At 65.6% G+C, this 16,190-nt stretch carries 21 protein-coding genes; 10 read left to right on the forward strand and 11 right to left on the reverse strand.

The features are described 5' to 3' along the window. The first annotated feature begins 23 nt into the window (after positions 1 to 23). Positions 24 to 194: a hypothetical protein gene (locus ACH0CP_RS12040; RefSeq protein WP_294441576.1), complete on the forward strand. Its 171-nt coding sequence runs from the start codon at positions 24 to 26 to the stop codon at positions 192 to 194. Between the two features lie 21 nt (positions 195 to 215). Here ACH0CP_RS12040 and ACH0CP_RS12045 read toward each other — a convergent pair whose 3' ends face one another. Beyond that, positions 216 to 1,511, reverse strand: coding sequence for an MFS transporter (locus ACH0CP_RS12045; protein ID WP_294441575.1), 1,296 nt, complete (start codon positions 1,509 to 1,511; stop codon positions 216 to 218). A 126-nt stretch (positions 1,512 to 1,637) separates the two neighbouring features. On the opposite strand from ACH0CP_RS12045, the gene pgsA reads away from it, so the two are divergent. From pgsA to ACH0CP_RS12060, 3 genes are read left to right on the forward strand one after another with little or no spacing between them, the layout of a single operon-like run. Next, entirely contained in the window at positions 1,638 to 2,204 is a 567-nt protein-coding gene (gene pgsA, locus ACH0CP_RS12050; protein WP_294441574.1) for a CDP-diacylglycerol--glycerol-3-phosphate 3-phosphatidyltransferase, read from the forward strand. Between the two features lie 2 nt (positions 2,205 to 2,206). Continuing rightward, positions 2,207 to 2,458 carry a molybdopterin converting factor subunit 1 gene (gene moaD, locus ACH0CP_RS12055; RefSeq protein ID WP_294441572.1) on the forward strand — a complete coding sequence of 84 codons (252 nt, stop codon included), beginning with the start codon at positions 2,207 to 2,209 and terminating at the stop codon, positions 2,456 to 2,458. After that, on the forward strand, positions 2,455 to 2,895 hold the full coding sequence (locus ACH0CP_RS12060) for a molybdenum cofactor biosynthesis protein MoaE (RefSeq protein ID WP_406889168.1): 441 nt from the start codon (positions 2,455 to 2,457) through the stop codon (positions 2,893 to 2,895). Before moaD ends, ACH0CP_RS12060 begins: the two co-directional genes overlap by 4 nt. Positions 2,896 to 2,922: 27 nt before the next feature. On the opposite strand, the gene ACH0CP_RS12065 is transcribed toward ACH0CP_RS12060, so the two are convergent. Further along, complete coding sequence (locus ACH0CP_RS12065; RefSeq protein WP_406889170.1) at positions 2,923 to 3,582, reverse strand: fasciclin domain-containing protein; 660 nt, start codon at positions 3,580 to 3,582, stop codon at positions 2,923 to 2,925. Positions 3,583 to 3,929: 347 nt separating this feature from the next. Here ACH0CP_RS12065 and thiE point away from each other — a divergent pair, with 347 nt between their 5' ends. The 5 genes from thiE (at position 3,930) to ACH0CP_RS12090 (ending at position 7,842) form a co-directional block, all read left to right on the forward strand. Continuing rightward, positions 3,930 to 4,613 carry a thiamine phosphate synthase gene (gene thiE / locus ACH0CP_RS12070; RefSeq protein WP_406889172.1) on the forward strand — a complete coding sequence of 228 codons (684 nt, stop codon included), beginning with the start codon at positions 3,930 to 3,932 and terminating at the stop codon, positions 4,611 to 4,613. Positions 4,614 to 4,689: 76 nt separating this feature from the next. Further along, entirely contained in the window at positions 4,690 to 5,718 is a 1,029-nt protein-coding gene (locus ACH0CP_RS12075) for a L,D-transpeptidase (protein WP_406889174.1), read from the forward strand. Between the two features lies 1 nt (position 5,719). Next, on the forward strand, positions 5,720 to 6,304 hold the full coding sequence (locus tag ACH0CP_RS12080) for a M23 family metallopeptidase (RefSeq protein ID WP_406889177.1): 585 nt from the start codon (positions 5,720 to 5,722) through the stop codon (positions 6,302 to 6,304). Between the two features lie 33 nt (positions 6,305 to 6,337). Next, the gene (gene efp / locus ACH0CP_RS12085) at positions 6,338 to 6,901 is read left to right on the forward strand and encodes an elongation factor P (RefSeq protein ID WP_294441566.1); all 564 of its coding nucleotides are present in this window, start codon (positions 6,338 to 6,340) and stop codon (positions 6,899 to 6,901) included. Between the two features lie 128 nt (positions 6,902 to 7,029). Continuing rightward, positions 7,030 to 7,842, forward strand: coding sequence for an inositol monophosphatase family protein (locus ACH0CP_RS12090; protein WP_294441565.1), 813 nt, complete (start codon positions 7,030 to 7,032; stop codon positions 7,840 to 7,842). Between the two features lie 17 nt (positions 7,843 to 7,859). Here the strand turns inward: ACH0CP_RS12090 and ACH0CP_RS12095 are convergent, their stop codons facing one another. The 9 genes from ACH0CP_RS12095 to ACH0CP_RS12135 form a co-directional block, all read right to left on the reverse strand. Continuing rightward, positions 7,860 to 8,717 (reverse strand): YdiY family protein, encoded by an 858-nt coding sequence (locus tag ACH0CP_RS12095; protein WP_406889179.1) that lies wholly within the window; start codon positions 8,715 to 8,717, stop codon positions 7,860 to 7,862. A gap of 108 nt (positions 8,718 to 8,825) precedes the next feature. Further along, entirely contained in the window at positions 8,826 to 9,305 is a 480-nt protein-coding gene (locus tag ACH0CP_RS12100; RefSeq protein WP_406889181.1) for an RNA pyrophosphohydrolase, read from the reverse strand. 1 nt (position 9,306) lies between these two features. Next, the gene (locus tag ACH0CP_RS12105) at positions 9,307 to 10,119 is read right to left on the reverse strand and encodes an RNA methyltransferase (protein ID WP_294441561.1); all 813 of its coding nucleotides are present in this window, start codon (positions 10,117 to 10,119) and stop codon (positions 9,307 to 9,309) included. Between the two features lie 6 nt (positions 10,120 to 10,125). Further along, positions 10,126 to 10,395: an HPr family phosphocarrier protein gene (locus ACH0CP_RS12110; protein ID WP_406889183.1), complete on the reverse strand. Its 270-nt coding sequence runs from the start codon at positions 10,393 to 10,395 to the stop codon at positions 10,126 to 10,128. Then, a complete protein-coding gene (locus ACH0CP_RS12115) occupies positions 10,392 to 10,805 on the reverse strand; it encodes a PTS sugar transporter subunit IIA (RefSeq protein ID WP_294441632.1) in 414 nt (137 codons plus the stop codon). Before ACH0CP_RS12115 ends, ACH0CP_RS12110 begins: the two co-directional genes overlap by 4 nt. Before the next feature lie 17 nt (positions 10,806 to 10,822). After that, a complete protein-coding gene (gene rapZ, locus ACH0CP_RS12120) occupies positions 10,823 to 11,734 on the reverse strand; it encodes an RNase adapter RapZ (RefSeq protein WP_406889185.1) in 912 nt (303 codons plus the stop codon). Beyond that, a complete protein-coding gene (locus ACH0CP_RS12125) occupies positions 11,731 to 12,150 on the reverse strand; it encodes an HPr kinase/phosphorylase (RefSeq protein WP_294441557.1) in 420 nt (139 codons plus the stop codon). The genes rapZ and ACH0CP_RS12125 overlap by 4 nt, the downstream gene beginning before the upstream one ends. 20 nt (positions 12,151 to 12,170) lie before the next feature. After that, complete coding sequence (locus tag ACH0CP_RS12130) at positions 12,171 to 13,739, reverse strand: stimulus-sensing domain-containing protein (protein ID WP_294441556.1); 1,569 nt, start codon at positions 13,737 to 13,739, stop codon at positions 12,171 to 12,173. Then, a complete protein-coding gene (locus ACH0CP_RS12135) occupies positions 13,708 to 14,412 on the reverse strand; it encodes a response regulator transcription factor (RefSeq protein ID WP_294441555.1) in 705 nt (234 codons plus the stop codon). Before ACH0CP_RS12135 ends, ACH0CP_RS12130 begins: the two co-directional genes overlap by 32 nt. Positions 14,413 to 14,545: 133 nt before the next feature. On the opposite strand from ACH0CP_RS12135, the gene ACH0CP_RS12140 reads away from it, so the two are divergent. Further along, positions 14,546 to 16,153: a phosphoenolpyruvate carboxykinase gene (locus tag ACH0CP_RS12140; protein WP_406889187.1), complete on the forward strand. Its 1,608-nt coding sequence runs from the start codon at positions 14,546 to 14,548 to the stop codon at positions 16,151 to 16,153. Positions 16,154 to 16,190: the final 37 nt, after the last annotated feature.

Below are 16,190 nucleotides of genomic sequence, written 5' to 3' on the forward strand. Positions count from 1 at the left end.
AACAAATCGTTAACGCGGTCACCATGAACCGAACGCTCGTGACCACGAACGAAGCCGCCCGTCATCCCCTGCGTCGCTCCCTGCCGCCGCCCGCGCCCGCAAAGCGCCAGGCGCGCGAGGACGATCAGGATCTCAAGCTCTTCGTCCTCAGCTTCACCGCCTTTTTCGTCTGCTTCTACACGCTCATCATGTGACCGGGGCCATGTAAGCCCCGCTCAATCGCACGCGCGGTGAAGCCGCTGTGCGATCCACGCCGAGACGAGGCACATGCCCGCGACCACCAGCAGTAGCTGGGTCGGGGTCGCGCCAAGCGCGGTGATCGCCGCAACCGAAACCGACCCGATCGTCATCGCGCCGGCGTTCACCACATTGTTCGCCGCCACGGTGCGCGCCGTCTGGTCCTTGGTCACCGTGGTGGTCAGGAACGCGTACAGCGGCACCACGAACATCCCGCCGAAGATCGCCACGAACAGCAGCGCCAGGAGCACCAGCGGCGCGCCGGGATGCGTGACAAAGGCCGGGATGTCGTACAGCGTCCCCGCTGGCGCCGCCTCCCAGCCGGTCACGACGAACCAGAAGCCGACCACCGCCACGCCCATCGCGATCACCGAGGCGGGCGAATAGCGCGCCGAGATATGCCCGCGCAGCATCAGGTTGATGACAACCGATCCGATCGCGACGCCGATCGAGAAGATGCCCAGCACCAGGCTCGCGACGCTCGCATCGGCGGTCAGCACGTTCTTCACCAGCGGCGGGAAGATCACCACCAGCACCGATCCGATCGTCCAGAAGAAGCTGATCGCGCAGATCGCCAGGAACAGCCGCGGGATATGCATGGTCGCGCTGATCAGCTTCCACGAGGCGCGGAAGGGGTTGAGGTCAAGCTTCAGCGGCGGCCCGAGCGGCGGGGCCGGAGGCACCATCCGCGCCGTAATGTAGCCGAGCACCGCGACGGTGAAGAGCACGCCGGTGACGAGCGGGATCGAGTGATAGATGAACCCCGCCATGATCGTGCCGAGCAGGATCGACAGATAGGTGCCGGCTTCCACCAGGCCGGTGCCGCCAAGCACGTCCTCCTCTTCCAGATGCTGCGGCAGGATGGCGTATTTGATCGGGCCGAAGAAGGTGGAGTGGATACCAAGGCCGACGACCGCGCCCAGCATCATGACGACAGGCAGCGTCACTTGTCCCGCTCGGGCGAGCAGCAGCCCGCCGCAGCCAAGCGCCATGATCGCGAACTCCGCGATCTTCACGATGCGGATGATCTTGGCCTTGTCGTTCGAATCCGCCAGCTGCCCGGCAAGTGCCGACAGCAAAAAGAAGGGCAGGATGAACAGTGCCGCGGCCAGCGCATTGAAGAAGCTCTCCTGCTGCGGGTCCGCGAAGATCTCATAGGTCGCGAACAGCACCATGGCCGTCTTGAACAGATTGTCGTTGAATGCGCCGAGGAACTGGGTGGTAAAAAGCGGCAGGAAACGCCGTCGCTTCAGAAGCCCGAGGGCGTTGATCATAACGGAAAATCGCCCGACAGTGGCAGAGTTGCGGCGCACATAGCTTGTGCCCGTATGCGATGCCAACCCCGCGGGCATCGCGCCGCCGGGGTTGCGCGCGCCGCCCGGCGGGCTAAGTCATCTGTCGTGCTGACCCTTCCGAACCTGCTGTCGCTGTCCCGGATCGTCGCGGTCCCGGCGCTGGTCGCCTTCCTGTGGTGGCCGCGGTGGGAATTCGGCTTCGGCATTGCGTTCGCGCTCTACTGCCTGATGGGCATCACTGATTATTTCGACGGCTATCTCGCCCGCGCGCAGGGCACGGTGTCCAAGCTCGGGGTGTTCCTCGATCCCATCGCGGACAAGATCATGGTCGCCGCGGTGATCCTGATGCTGGTCGGAACGCGGCACGACGATATCGCCGTCATCAACGGCGTTCACATCATCGCCGCGCTCATCATCCTGCTGCGCGAGATCGCCGTCTCGGGCCTGCGCGAATTCCTTGCCGGGCTGCAGGTGTCGCTTCCCGTCTCGCGCCTCGCCAAGTGGAAGACGACGCTTCAGCTCGTCGCGTTCGGCGCGCTGATCCTCGCCGGCGCCTTGCCCGCGGTCGAGTGGATCCGCGTCGTCGGCCTCGCCTGCCTGTGGGGGGCGGCCGGGCTCACCGTCATCACTGGCTGGGATTATCTGCGCGTCGGCCTGAAGCACATGGATTGACCATGCGGCTGGTCTATTTCGCCTGGGTCCGCGAACGGGTCGGTACCGCGGAGGAGGAGGTTTCGCCGCCTGACGGCGTCACCACCGTCGCTGATCTGGTCGATTGGCTCGCCGGCCGAAGCAGTGGCCATGCCGAGGCGTTCGCCGATCCTGCCCGCCTGCGTGCCGCAATCGACCAGTCCTTCGTCCCGCTCGACACGCCGATCGCCGGCGCACGCGAGATCGCGATCTTCCCGCCGGTGACGGGCGGATGATCCGCGTCCTCGTCTCGTCCGATCCGATTGACGTCGCGGCGGAGATGGTGTCGGCGGAGCAGGGCGGGGCAGTCGCCACGTTCACCGGCCTGGTCCGCGCCGACGATGGCGTCAGCGAGCTTCATCTCGAACATTATCCCGGCGCCACCGAGGCCGCGCTCGGAAAGCTGGCGGAGGAGGCGATCGCGCGCTGGTCGCTTCATGCCGCAACGATCGTCCACCGGGTCGGGCCGATGCAGCCGGGCGAACGCATCGTGTTCGTCGCTGCCTGCGCCGATCACCGCGGCGCCGCGCTAGACGCTTGCGCGTATCTCATCGACCGACTGAAGACCGACGCGCCGTTCTGGAAGCGGGAAACGGTAGGGAGCGAGCGCCGCTGGGTCGAGCCACGTACCACCGACGATGCGGCCGCCAGCCGCTGGGATCAGAAAGCCTAGCGCTGCTACTCACCAATCGGCGGGCATTCAGCCCAGCCGCGGCACCAGCAACCCGTTCACCACATGGATCACGCCGTTGACCTGCTGGACATCGGGCGTCTCGACATAGCTCTTGTTGCCATTGACGTCGGTCAGCGCGATGGCGTCCCCGTCACGCGCGGCCAGCAGAGGTTCGCCATCCAGCGTCGTCAGCTGCGTCCGTCCGCCACCCGCATCGATCCGCGCGCGCAGGTCGGCGAGCGTGATCGCGCCGGGCACGACGTGATAGTTCAGCACCTTTGCCAGGGCCGCGCGATTGGCCGGCGCCAGCAGCTGGTCGACCGCTCCGGGCGCGAGTCGGCCGAACGCTTCGTCGGACGGCGCGAACACCGTGATCGGCCCCGCCGACGACAGCGCAGCACGGCCGCCCCCTGCATTAAGGGCGCGCGCCAGCTGGCGAAGATTGGGTGCCGCCGCGCAATTATCCGCGATCGTGCGCGTGCCCATCATCTTCGCGCCGCCGACATAGGGGTTGGTCGCGGTCGCTGCCGCGGCCATCATCGCGGAAAGGCCGGTTGCGGCACTGCGCGGCGGAGGAGTGCCGATGCTCCGCGGTTGCGGCGCGGTGGCGGCCATTGGCACGTTCGGGGTGCTGCATGCCGCCAGCACCATGGCTGGCCCCATCAGCAGGAGCAGTCTTGCGGTCATCAACATGCTCCTCCGCAACCAAGCTACTCAGGACAGGACGAACGACAAAGCCGTTCGGTTGCAACCGTTTGTCCCGCGGAGCTGCCGCGCTGCCGGAAGCGCTGTCCTACATCTGCCACGGCTGGCACAATCGCGCCATGGCCTTCCCTGAACCTCCTTGCCGGCACCACCTCGGGGGCTGGGCCAGCGCCTCGGCCTCCTCAACATTCACAGGGCGCAAAAAAAAGCGCCAGCGCCTCAACTTCCTCAACATTCGCAGGTCGCCAAAAACGCGCCAGAGCCTCAACTTCCTCAACATTCGCGCTGCATGTGGGCGCTTCCACGCGCCGGTTCCTGTCGCTACCGCAATGCGCATGATCGACGATCCTCTCGGGCCTCTCGACCCTGAATTCGCTGCCGCTTTCACGCGCGACCTGAACCGGCCGCCGTGTCAGCTCTACCTGATCTCGCCGGTCGACGTGTCGGGCACGTTCCCCGATCGACTGGCGCGCGCGCTCGACGCCGGCCCGGTCGCCGCTTTCCAGTTCCGGGTGAAGGACGTGAACCAGCATGAGGCGGCCGCGCTTGCGGAGCCGCTGCAGCGCATCTGCGCCGACCGGGAGGTGGCGTTCATCGTCAACGACAGCATCTCGCTGGCCAAGCGGCTCGGTGCGGATGGCGTGCACCTCGGCCAGGAGGATGGCGATCCGCGCGAGGCGCGCGCCGTGCTCGGTCCGGAGGTGCAGATCGGTGTCACCTGTCACGACAGCCGGCACCTCGCGATGGAGGCGGGTGAGGCGGGCGCCGATTATGTCGCCTTCGGCAGCTTCTATCCGACCACCACGAAGGAGGTGAAGCATCACCCCGAACCAGTGATCCTTTCCTGGTGGTCCACCGTGTTCGAGCTGCCTTGCGTTGCCATCGGCGGGATCACGCCGGCGAACGCGCCCCCGTTGGTCGCCGCTGGCGCGGATTTCCTCGCCGTCAGCCATGCCGTGTGGGGCGGCGATGAAGCAGCAGCCGTCCGCGCCTTCCAGGAGGTCCTTCGCTGAAGATCCCTCGATACGCTGTGGAAACAACCGGCCGATCAAGCCGTTGTCTGGCGCAGCGTATCAGTGAGGATCAACGATGAAGCCAATTGCCGCCGCCGCCATCCTCTCCCTCGGTCTCGCCGGTGCCGCGGCCGGGGTCAGTGCCCAGCAGGCCCGGCCAGCGGCGGCAGCAACGGCAACCAAGCCGCCCCTCGATCGCTCGACGCTTCATGTTCAGGTGATCCTCGACAAGCTCGGGTTCGGCCCCGGCGTGCTCGACGGCCGGGGCGGCATCTCGCTGGTCAACGCGCTGAAGGGCTTCCAGCAGTCCCGCGGTCTGCCGATCACCGGCAAGGCCGATGCGGCGACGCTCCGGGCGCTCTATCCGTACCGTGCTGCCCGTCCGACGGTGACGATGACGCTCGACCAGCGCGTCCTCCAGGGCCCGTTCATCCAGTCGATCCCCAAGGACTACGCCGATCAGGCGAAGCTCGATGGAATGGCCTACACCAGCCCGATGGAGAAGCTGGCCGAGATGTTCCACACCACGCCGGCCGTCATCCAGGAGCTGAACCCGGCCGGTATCCGTCTCGCGCCCGGGCAGAAGATCGTGCTCCCGAACGCGCTGCCCACCTCGCGCGACTATCCGTCCGATGCGACGCCCACATGGCGCCAGACGCTCGCTCAGCTCAACGTGGATGCAGCCGTGCCGCAGGCCGCGAAGATCGTCGTCGACAAGTCGGACAAGGTGCTGCGCGTCTATAACGATGGCGGCCAGCTTATCGGCCAGTACAGCGCCACGATCGGGTCCTCCAGCGATCCGCTGCCGCTCGGCAACTGGAAGGTGCTCCACGTCTCTCCCAATCCCGATTGGAAGATGAACCCCAAGATCCTGAAGAAGGTCAGTAACGACAAGAAGCCGCAGATCATCCCGCCCGGCCCGAACAATCCGGTCGGTGTAGTCTGGATCGATCTCAGCCGGGAGCATTACGGGATCCACGGCACGCCGGATCCGGAGAAGATCGGCCGCACCGAAAGCAATGGCTGCGTGCGCCTCACCAACTGGGATGCCGCGCGAGTCGCGCTGATGGTGAAGTCCGGCACGCCGGTGATCTTCCAGGCGTGAGATGACGAGGCTCGGCGGATCGATCCTCGCGCTTATCGTCCTGGCGGCGATCGCCTTCGCCTCGATGCTGTCCTTCGGCCCCTCCCGCCCGCGCACCGTCGCCCCAGCGGCCGAAACGGTGATCGAGCCGCCGGCAACGACCGGCGCTCTGGCGATCCCGGTCGCTGGCGTCTCTGCCGATCGGCTGAGCGACACCTGGGGAGACAGCCGCGCAGGCGGTAGCCGGACGCACGAGGCGATCGACATCATGTCCCCGGCCGGCACGCCTGTCCGCGCCGCGGCGGCCGGCCAGGTGGAGAAGCTGTTCCAGAGTGACGCCGGCGGCACGACGCTCTACGTCCGCTCCCCCGACCGTCGCTGGAGCTATTATTATGCGCACCTCGCCGGCTACGCGCCCGGGATGCATGAAGGGCTGATCGTTAGGCCAGGCACGCTGCTGGGCTTTGTCGGTGACACCGGCAACGCAGGCGCGGGCAACACGCACCTTCACTTCGGGGTCAGCCGCATGGCGCCTGGCGATCAGTGGCACGAAGGCCAGCCGGTGAACCCTTACCCACTGCTTGCCGGGAAGGGCCATGATCGTTAGACGCGCCCAACGCTCTTTCCAGCAGGTACAAATATGAAGATCAGCGGCGTGGACATCCGTCCCGGCAACATCATCGAATATGAAGGTGGTATCTGGCGTGCGGTGAAGATCCAGCACACCCAGCCCGGCAAGGGCGGCGCCTATATGCAGGTCGAACTCAAGAACCTGCGCGATGGTCGCAAGAACAATGTCCGCTTCCGCTCGGCCGAGACGGTGGAGCGCGTCCGCCTCGACACCAAGGACTTCCAGTTCCTGTTCGCCGAGGGCGAGAACCTCGTGTTCATGGACAAGGAAACCTACGATCAGGTTACGCTGCCGCGCGATCTTCTGGGCGATGCCGCCGCGTTCCTGCAGGATGGGATGGACGTCGTCATGGAGCTCTATGACGAGGAAGCGATCAGCGTTCAGCTGCCCGATACGATCGAGGCGACGATCGTTGAGGCCGATGCCGTGGTGAAGGGGCAGACCGCCTCGTCCAGCTATAAGCCCGCGATCCTCGACAATGGCGTGCGCGTCATGGTGCCGCCGCACATCGGCAGCGGAACCCGCATCGTTGTCGACGTTTACGAACAGACGTACGTCCGCCGCGCGGACTAAGCTCGTTCCTCCTGCTGGAGGGGCAGGGGAGGGCCAGTGCTCCGGCGGGTGCCCGATCCAGGCGAACCGTTTCGTCGCCCTTCCACCCAACCCCTTTGGCGATCCGAAGGGGATAAGGTTTCAAGAAAATGCCAGCCCATTCCGGCCTCTTCACCGTCATCGAGCGCGCCGCCCGCAAGGCAGCGCCGCGCCTGCGCCGCGACTTCAACGAGGTCCAGCACCTCCAGGTCAGCCGCAAGGGTCCGGCCGATTTCGTGTCGATGGCCGATCGCCGCGCCGAACAGACGCTCTACGAGGAACTGTCCAAGGCACGGCCGGACTGGGGCTTCATCATGGAGGAGCGCGGCGAAGTCGCCGGCGATCCGTCCAAGCCGCGCTTCATCATCGATCCGCTCGATGGCACGTCGAACTTCCTCCACGGCATCCCGCACTTCGCGATGTCGATCGCCGTCGAGGAGCCGATGCCCAGCGGCAAGCGCGAGATCACGACCGCGCTGATCTATCAGCCGCTCACCGACGAGAGCTTCTGGGCCGAGAAGGGCCGCGGCGCCTGGCTGCAGGACCAGCGTCTGCGCGTGTCCTCGCGCCGCGAGCTGACCGAGTCGCTGATTGCCACCGGCATTCCATTCATGGGCCATGGCGACTTCGCGCAGTGGACCCGCATCTTCGGCTCGATCGCGCCGCAGGTTGCCGGTATCCGGCGCCTCGGCTCCGCTGCGCTGGATCTCGCGTGGGTCGCCGCGGGCCGGTTCGACGGTTACTGGGAATCGGATCTAAAGATCTGGGATGTCGCTGCCGGCATGCTGCTGGTGAAGGAAGCGGGCGGTTTCGTCACCGATTTCCGCGGCGGTGACCGTGCGCTCGAGCGCAACGAGTTCCTCGCCGCAAATGACGGGCTTCATTCCAAGCTGCACAAGCTGCTGGCCGGCGCGCTGCGCTGAGGCGCAGCGCCACGCGTTCAGAACGTGTAGACGAGCGAGGCGCGGCTGGTGGTGTCAGTCGACACCCGGCCAAGCGGCGGCATGCTTTCATATTGCACGGTATAGCTCACCCGTGCCGACAGCGGCCCGATCAGCCGTGCCGCCAGCGCAGTCGAACTGCTGACGGTGGAATTGTACCGCTGCAGATAGGCAGACGCATCCTGCGTGAACGTCAGCCCAGGCGACAGTTTCAGGTCGAGGTCGAGGTTGCCACGCGCCGCGAGGCTGCTTTCGACAGTGTCGTCAGTGAATTCCGTATGCCGGAAGGCCGGCCCAAGCTCCAAATTCAGCGACACCGCTGATGTCTTGATGGGGCTGTATCCGGCACCCGCCGACGCCGAATAGCGCTGGTTGTAGCCCAGGAAGCGATCGCTCTCGAACTGCGCCGCGCCGTAGACGTAACGACGCGCATCGATCTTCCAGTTGGGCTCGTAAGCGAAGAGATACTGCTCGCGCGTCGTGACGCCAAGGCTGCGCTGATAGTCGCCCTGCGCGCGCAGCTTGTGGCGCCAGTCCAGCCCTTCACGCGTCAGATCGAGGATGCCGATCACCCCGGCCGTTTCGGAATTGCCGGTGTTGATGAAGCCGCCCACCTCCGCACGCCCGCTCCACAGATCGAGAAGCCCGGCCCGCTGGATCCGCGTCTGCCGCTCACGCGCGCGGGCGCTGCGCCAGTCGTTCGCGATGCGAAGCACGGCATCGCCGCTCGCCGGGTCAGCAGTGCGCGCGTATTTGACGATCGTTGTCACCTCGCCTTCGTTGCCGGACGCGATCGCCGCTTCCAGCATGGCGCGGATCGGGGCGGGGATGTCCGCAGGCTCGGCAGGGGCTACCATCGCCTCTTCTGCCGGCACGAAAGGAGCAAGAAAGAGCAAAGCCAGTGGCACGTCTGTCAGTTATGTAATCCGGCCGCGCCGATGAAGCACATGGGGGCGGGGCGTGGCTCAGCCAAGATGAGCCGAAAATGCGGCGAGGACCTCGCGATAGAGAGCGCGCTTGAACGGCACGATCAACGCTGGAAGATCCTTGGGATCGGCCCAGCGCCACGCACGAAATTCCGGATGCGCGGTCGCGATGCGGATATCGGCATCGGTGCCCGTGAAGCGAAACAGGAACCAGCGCTGGATCTGGCCACGATATCGCCCCTTCCAAACCTTGCCGATCAGTTCGGGCGGCAGATCGTAGCGGAATTGTCCAGGCGCCTCGGCGATCAGTTCGACGTCGTCGGGCGTAATTCCGGTCTCTTCGCCCAGTTCACGAATGGCAGTAGTCAGCGGCTCTTCGCCCGGATCGATCCCGCCCTGCGGCATCTGCCAGGCCTCAAGCGTCGTATCGAGCCGCTGCCCGACGAACACCTGACCGGTTCGATTGAGCAGCATCACGCCAACGCACGGGCGATAGGGCAGGTCGGCAGGATCGGTCATCTCAGCATCCCTCGGTGGGCCGGTGATGGGCCAGCACTTCATAGGCCATCACTGCGGTTGCGACGGCAGCGTTAAGGCTGTCCGCCTTGCCCAGCATCGGCATCTTCACCAGCAGGTCGCAGGCATCCTCCAGCTCCCGCGGCAGGCCCTGTGCCTCGTTGCCGGTGAGGAGGAAGGTCGGCGCGACATAGGGCGCACTGCGGTAATGATTGTCGGTGCGAAGGCTCAGGCCGACAAGCTGGCCGGGCCCGCCCCGCAGCCACGGCAGAAACATGTCCCACGTCGTGCGCACCAGCGGCACGGTGAACAGCGCGCCCATGCTCGCGCGAACCGCCTCGGTGGAGAAAGGGTCGACGCTGTCGCCGATCAGGATGAGGCCGCCCGCACCAACGGCATCACCGGTTCGCAGAATCGTGCCGAGGTTACCCGGATCGCGCAGCCGTTCCGCCACCAGCCAGATCGGGCTCGTCGAGCGGTCCAGCGCCTCCAGCGATGTGTCGAACGTCTCGAATGCACCGACCACCGCTTGCGGATTGTCCTTGCCGGACAGCTTGGAGAGGATCGCCTCGCTGGTCTCGATAGCCTCTCCGCCACGCGCTTCTACGGCCTCGATCAGCGCCTGCACCAGGGGGTGACGCGCGCTCGCTGCCGCGAAGAACAGGAACTGCGGCACGCGACCGGTTTCGCGCGCTTCTGTCAGGATACGCAGCCCCTCCGCGAGGAACAGGCCTTCTTCACGGCGGTGTCGCTTGTCTCGCAGCGCTTGGACGCGCTTCACGAGCGGATTGGAAAAGGCGGTAATCGTACGGGGCATGGGCCCTCAATCTTCGCCGAACTTGGCCTCGACGAGCTCGCACATCGTCGCCACCACCGCGTCAGCACCGTCGCCCTGCGCACTGATGGTGATCGTGTCACCCTTCGCGGCGCCGAGCATCATCAGCCCCATGATCGATGTGCCCGTAACCGCGGATCCGCCTTTGGACACCTGCACCGGGATCGGCTGCTGGGTGGCCAGAGTCACGAACTTGGCGCTGGCACGCGCATGAAGACCGCGCCTATTCGCGATCAGCACCTTGCGCGATACCGTCACGCAGCAGCCTCGCCCACGCCAAGCACCTCGGATGCGACGGAAATATATTTCCGCCCTGCCTCGCGCGCGGCAGCAACGGCGGCAGCGACGCCCAGCTTGCGGCGTGCGGACTCTAGCCGGATGAGCATCGGCAGGTTGATACCAGCGATCACCTCCACCCGTCCGCGCTCCATCAGCGAGATGGCGAGGTTCGATGGCGTGCCCCCGAACAGATCGGTCAGCACGATCACGCCGCGGCCGGCATCCACCTCGGCGATCGCCGCGCGAATGTCGGCGCGGCGCGCCTCCATGTCGTCGTCCGGCCCGATCGCGACCGTGCGCACCTGCTGCTGCGGGCCAACGACATGCTCCATCGCGGTCACGAATTCGTCGGCCAAACGGCCATGCGTCACGAGCACCAGCCCGATCATTTGCGTCGTCAATTCACTCATTGCCCGTCAGGCCGTCCCTCGAGCGCATCGTGCGGCACTGCCGCGAGATCACGATGTACGACGGTGGGCGAAAATCCCGCCGCGCGCAACCGTGCCGCGACCCGTTCGGCAACATGCACTGACCGATGTCTCCCGCCGGTACAGCCGAAAGCGATGTTTATATATGATTTTCCTGCCGCCCGATACCGGGGCAGGACGGACAGCAGCAGGTCCTCAATCTTGCCGATCACCTCCTCGTAAGCAGGGTCATCCGCCACGTAGGCCGCAACGTCATCGTCGAGACCGGTGCCTGGCCGAAGCTCTGGGTCCCAATGCGGATTGCGCAGGAATCGCATATCGAAGACGAGATCGGCGTCAGGCGGCAGCCCGCGCGCGAAACCGAACGAGCAGACGGAGATCGTCGGCTCCCCAACGCCCGGGCGTGCGTAATCGGCGCGGATCCGCTGTGCGAGCTCCGAAGCGTTGTAGCGGCTGGTATCGATCAAGCGTGGGGCCCAGCGGCGCAGTGGTTCGAGGAGCACACGTTCCTGCTCGATCCCTTCACGCGCCGGTCGGTCCAGCGCGAGCGGGTGGCGTCGCCGAGTCTCGTCATAGCGACGTGCCAACTCGTCAGGCGCGCAATCGAGGAACAGCGCGCTGATCTCCTGCTTTCCCGCGGCACGGACACGCTCGACCTGCTCGATGATCGCACTTGGCACGAAATCGCGCGTCGTTGCGCCACTGCCGATTGCAAGTGGCCGGACTGGCCCCTCGCGGGGCACTGGTTCGGCACGCAGTAAGCGATCGAGCAAAGACAAGGGGAGATTGTCGACCACCTCCCAGCCGAGGTCCTCCAGCGTCTTCAACACCGTGGATTTGCCTGCACCAGAAAGGCCGGTGACAAGGAGGATATCCGGAAGCCGATTCATGGCAAAGCGTACCTAAGCGCTAATTCGACGAGCAGCGGCGCGGAAGCAGGACGTGGGTTGAGCGCAACCCGGCGAATGGCGATGCCTGCGATGGTCATGGTGGATGGCTCCGGCATCCGCGGCACGTCTGTGCCAAGGTCCACGGTGAGCGCCACCGGCACATCATCAACATGGCGCGTCTCGACAATGCCCAACCCGCGCACTTCGATCCGTCCGGCGATGGTTGCCGGCGCCGAGGCCACCAATGTGTCACCGTCTCGAGACAAATTGGTATAATCATCCGCCACCAGCGTCGCGCCGCGATCGATCAGGCGCAACGCGAGGTCGGACTTGCCTGCACCCGAAGGCCCAACGATCATCACCGCGCGGCCCTCGATCGCCACGGTCGAGGCATGAATCGTCTCGCGCCCATCCAACGCCTCAACTCCGGCCTTACTTAACCTCGATCGCTGAGCGGCAATCGTACCACGAAGCGGGCACCACTCAGCCGATCCTCGCGCGACTCGACGTCGATCGTGCCCTGATGCCCTTCGACGATCGTCCGCGCAATCGCCAGCCCCAGTCCGGAATGCTGGCCGAACCGCTCGTCCGTCGGGCGGATCGAGTGAAAGCGCCGGAACACCGCCTCGCGTGCCTCGGGCGGCACGCCCGGGCCTTCATCCTCGAAGCGAAGCTCAAGCATGCTGCCGCGCCGGATCGCCGCCACCGAAATCAGGCCGCCGTCGGGAGAGAAGGAGATGGCGTTATCGAGCAGATTCTCGAACACCCGCTCCAGCCGCGCTCCTTCCCCCGGCACGATCATGGGAAGCTGCTCGTCGCGGTCGAAGCGGAGCCGCACGCCGCGTTCCACACCGCGCTCCTCGCGTTGGCGAAGCAGGCCTTCCAGCATCTGGCCTATATCCACCGGCTCGAACTTCGCGCGGCTCAGTTGCGCGTCGAGCCGGGAGGCTTCCGAGATGTCGCTGATCAAGCGATCGAGCCGGACAACGTCGTCCCGCACGATGGCGAGTAGCCGATCCTGCAAGACCGGATCGCTTACACTGCCGAGCCCGTCCACCGCGGAGCGGAGCGAGGCGAGGGGGTTTTTCAACTCGTGAGTCACATCTGCGGCAAAGGCTTCGGTCGCATCGATCCGCGCCCGCAGCGCCAGGCTCATGTCTGACAGTGCCCGGGCTAGCATCCCGATCTCGTCGCCTCGCTCAGGAAGGCGCGGCACCACCACCTCGCGCGCCCGACCCAGCCGAACGCGAACCGCCGCGCGGGCGAGGCGACGCAGCGGCCGTACGATCGTGCGCGCCAGGAACAACGACAGAAGGACTGATACGACTGCAACGACCAGTAGCACGACGCTCAGCCGAAACCGCTCGACGCGCACCGTCTGCGTGATGTCCCGCGCGTTCACGGTCGTCAGCACGACCGGCCCGAACCGTTCCAGGGGTGCAGCAGCGGTGATCACCGGGGTGCGATCCGGCGCGCGCCAGATCGTACTCGACGTGCCGCCGGCACGAACTTCGTTGATGTCGGGCCAGATCAACCCGTTGCGTCGCTCGCGGTACAGCGGGGGGCGTGCGGCGCCGACGACCGTGTCTATCACCGCATCCAGGAACCGTGCCGCTTTCTGGTCCAGCCCGTCCTTGTCCGGATCGCGCAGCACGAAGTTGCGCTCACCCAGCGCTCTGCTGTCGCTGATCAGTCCGCCGTTCGGGTCATAGAGCCTCACGCGGGTCCCGCTGTCGCGGGCCATCCGGAGGATCAGCGCGTCGCGCGCGTCGGGGGGAACGGCTTGCAGTGCTTCCGCGATCAGCCGCGCCTCGCGCATCGCCTGAGCGGCGCGATTGTCCAGGATGCGGGTGCGGTACGAATCGAGATAGAAAAAGCCGCCGGCCAGCAGCAGTAATGCAAAGATGTTGACCGCAAGGATGCGCCGGGTGAGTGAGACCCGGCCCGACCAGCGAAGCGTGAGGTCGGAGCCCTCACTCCTCGGAGAAGCGATATCCGGCGCCATACAGGGTTTCGATTGAGTCGAACTCCGGATCGACCTCCCGGAACTTGCGCCTCACCCGCTTGATGTGGGAGTCGATCGTTCGATCATCGACATAGATGTCGTCCTGGTAGGCGGCGTCCATCAACTGGTTTCGCGTCTTCACGATGCCTGGGCGCTGCGCCAGAGTCTCCAGGATCAGGAATTCCGTCACCGTCAGCGTGACGGCCGCGCCCTTCCACGTCACGCGGTGACGGGCCGGGTCCATGGTCAGCCGACCACGCTCGAGCGGCGGATTGGCTTCTGACTGTCCCGGGTCAGCGGCATGATTCAGCTCCGTGCGCCGCAGGATCGCCCGTATCCGCGCAATCAGCAGCCGCTGGCTGAATGGCTTGGCGATATAATCGTCCGCCCCCATCGCCAGGCCCAGCGCTTCGTCCAGTTCATCATCCTTGCTGGTCAGGAAGATTACGGGGATTCGGCTGCGCTCCCGCAGCCGGCGCAGCAGTTCCAGCCCGTCCATTCGCGGCATCTTGATGTCGAATATCGCCAGATCGGGCGGGTTTTCGGTCAGCGCCTTCAGGGCCGTCTCGCCATCCGAATAGACGCGTGTCAGAAACCCTTCGGCCTGCAGCGCGATGGACACGGAGGTCAGGATGTTGCGGTCGTCGTCGACGAGCGCGATCGTTGCCGTCATGGGGCGGGGGTAGTCGAAAGCCGGGACGCGCTCAATGCCGTGGTTGTTTGACGAGGTGGCACCCCGCCGATATGCGATCCGTCAAGTCGCATTCGTGCGAGAGTAGAGAACCACAAAAGTTAGGGGAAAATAAGTGAGCGATCGAATTCCCGACGCAGGCCTCGAGACGCAGGGGATCGAGACCCGCGCGACGCTCCACTGGAATCTCGTCACCGCGCGCCTGGTTGAGGCGGCCGTGGCGCGAGGCGAGGGGAAGCTGTCGGCGGATGGTCCGCTGGTCGTGGAAACCGGCCCGCACACCGGTCGCTCCGCGCAGGACAAGTTCATCGTCAAGGATGCCGAGACGGAAAACACCGTCTGGTGGGGCAAGTCGAACAAGGCAATGGAGCCGGCGCATTTCGCCGCGCTGAAGGAAGATTTCCTCACCTGCCTGCGCGAGAAGGAAGATCTGTTCGTCCAGGATCTGTTCGGCGGCTCGCAGCCCGGCCACCGCGTCCGGGTTCGCGTGATCAACGAGCTCGCGTGGCACAATCTCTTCATCCGCACGATGCTGGTTCGCCCGCAAGAAAGCGAGCTCAAGAATTTCGTCGCTGACTACACGATCATCGATCTGCCGAGCTTCCGTGCCGATCCGGCGCGCCACGGCTGCCGCAGCGAGACGGTGATCGCGGTCAACTTCACCGAGAAGCTGATTCTGATCGGCGGCACGAAGTACGCGGGCGAGATGAAGAAGTCGGTCTTCGGCCTCCTCAACTATCTCCTTCCGCCGACCGGCGTGATGCCGATGCACTGCTCGGCCAACATGGGCGCGGACGGCTCCACCGCCGTGTTCTTCGGCCTGTCGGGCACTGGCAAGACCACGCTGTCGGCCGACGCCAGCCGCACCCTCATCGGTGACGACGAGCACGGCTGGTCCGACACGGCAGTCTTCAACTTCGAAGGCGGCTGCTACGCCAAGATGATCCGTCTCTCGCCCGATGCCGAGCCAGAGATTTTCGCGACCACCAAGCGCTTCGGCACGGTGCTGGAGAACGTGGTCATGGACCAGGTGACCCGCACGCTCGACCTCGATGACGCGAGCCTCGCGGAGAACAGCCGCGGTGCCTATCCGATCGACTTCATCCCGAATTCGTCGAAGGAGAATATGGGCGGCGTCCCGAAGAATATCATCTTCCTCACCGCCGATGCTTATGGCGTCCTGCCGCCGATCGCCAAGCTGACTCCTGACCAGGCGATGTACCACTTCCTGTCCGGCTATACGGCGCGCGTTGCCGGCACCGAGATTGGCGTGACGGAGCCGGACGCGACCTTCTCCACCTGCTTCGGCGCGCCTTTCATGCCGCGCCACCCGTCGGTCTACGGCAATCTCCTCAAGGAGCGGATCGCCAAGGGTGGCGTCGATTGCTGGCTGGTCAACACCGGCTGGACGGGCGGCAAGTACGGCGTCGGCCATCGCATGCCGATCAAGGCGACGCGCGGCCTGCTGAACGCCGCGCTGGATGGCAGCCTTAACGACGTCGAGTTCCGCACGGATCCGAACTTCGGCTTCCGGGTTCCCGTGTCAGTGCCGGGCGTTGACGCATCGATCCTCGATCCACGCGAAACCTGGGCCGACAAGGCGGCCTATGACGCGACGGCCGCGAAGCTCGTCGACCTGTTCAACGACAATTTCGCGCAGTTCGCCGATCACGTCGACCAGGGCGTGCGCGACTCGGCACCCAAGGTGGCTCAGCCTGCCTGATCCGGTGGCCGGCGCGCGGAACCAGCGCGCCGGCTCC

The organism is Sphingomonas sp. 179-I 2A4 NHS (genome assembly GCF_045369135.1).
Classification (GTDB): Bacteria; Pseudomonadota; Alphaproteobacteria; order Sphingomonadales; family Sphingomonadaceae; genus Sphingomonas.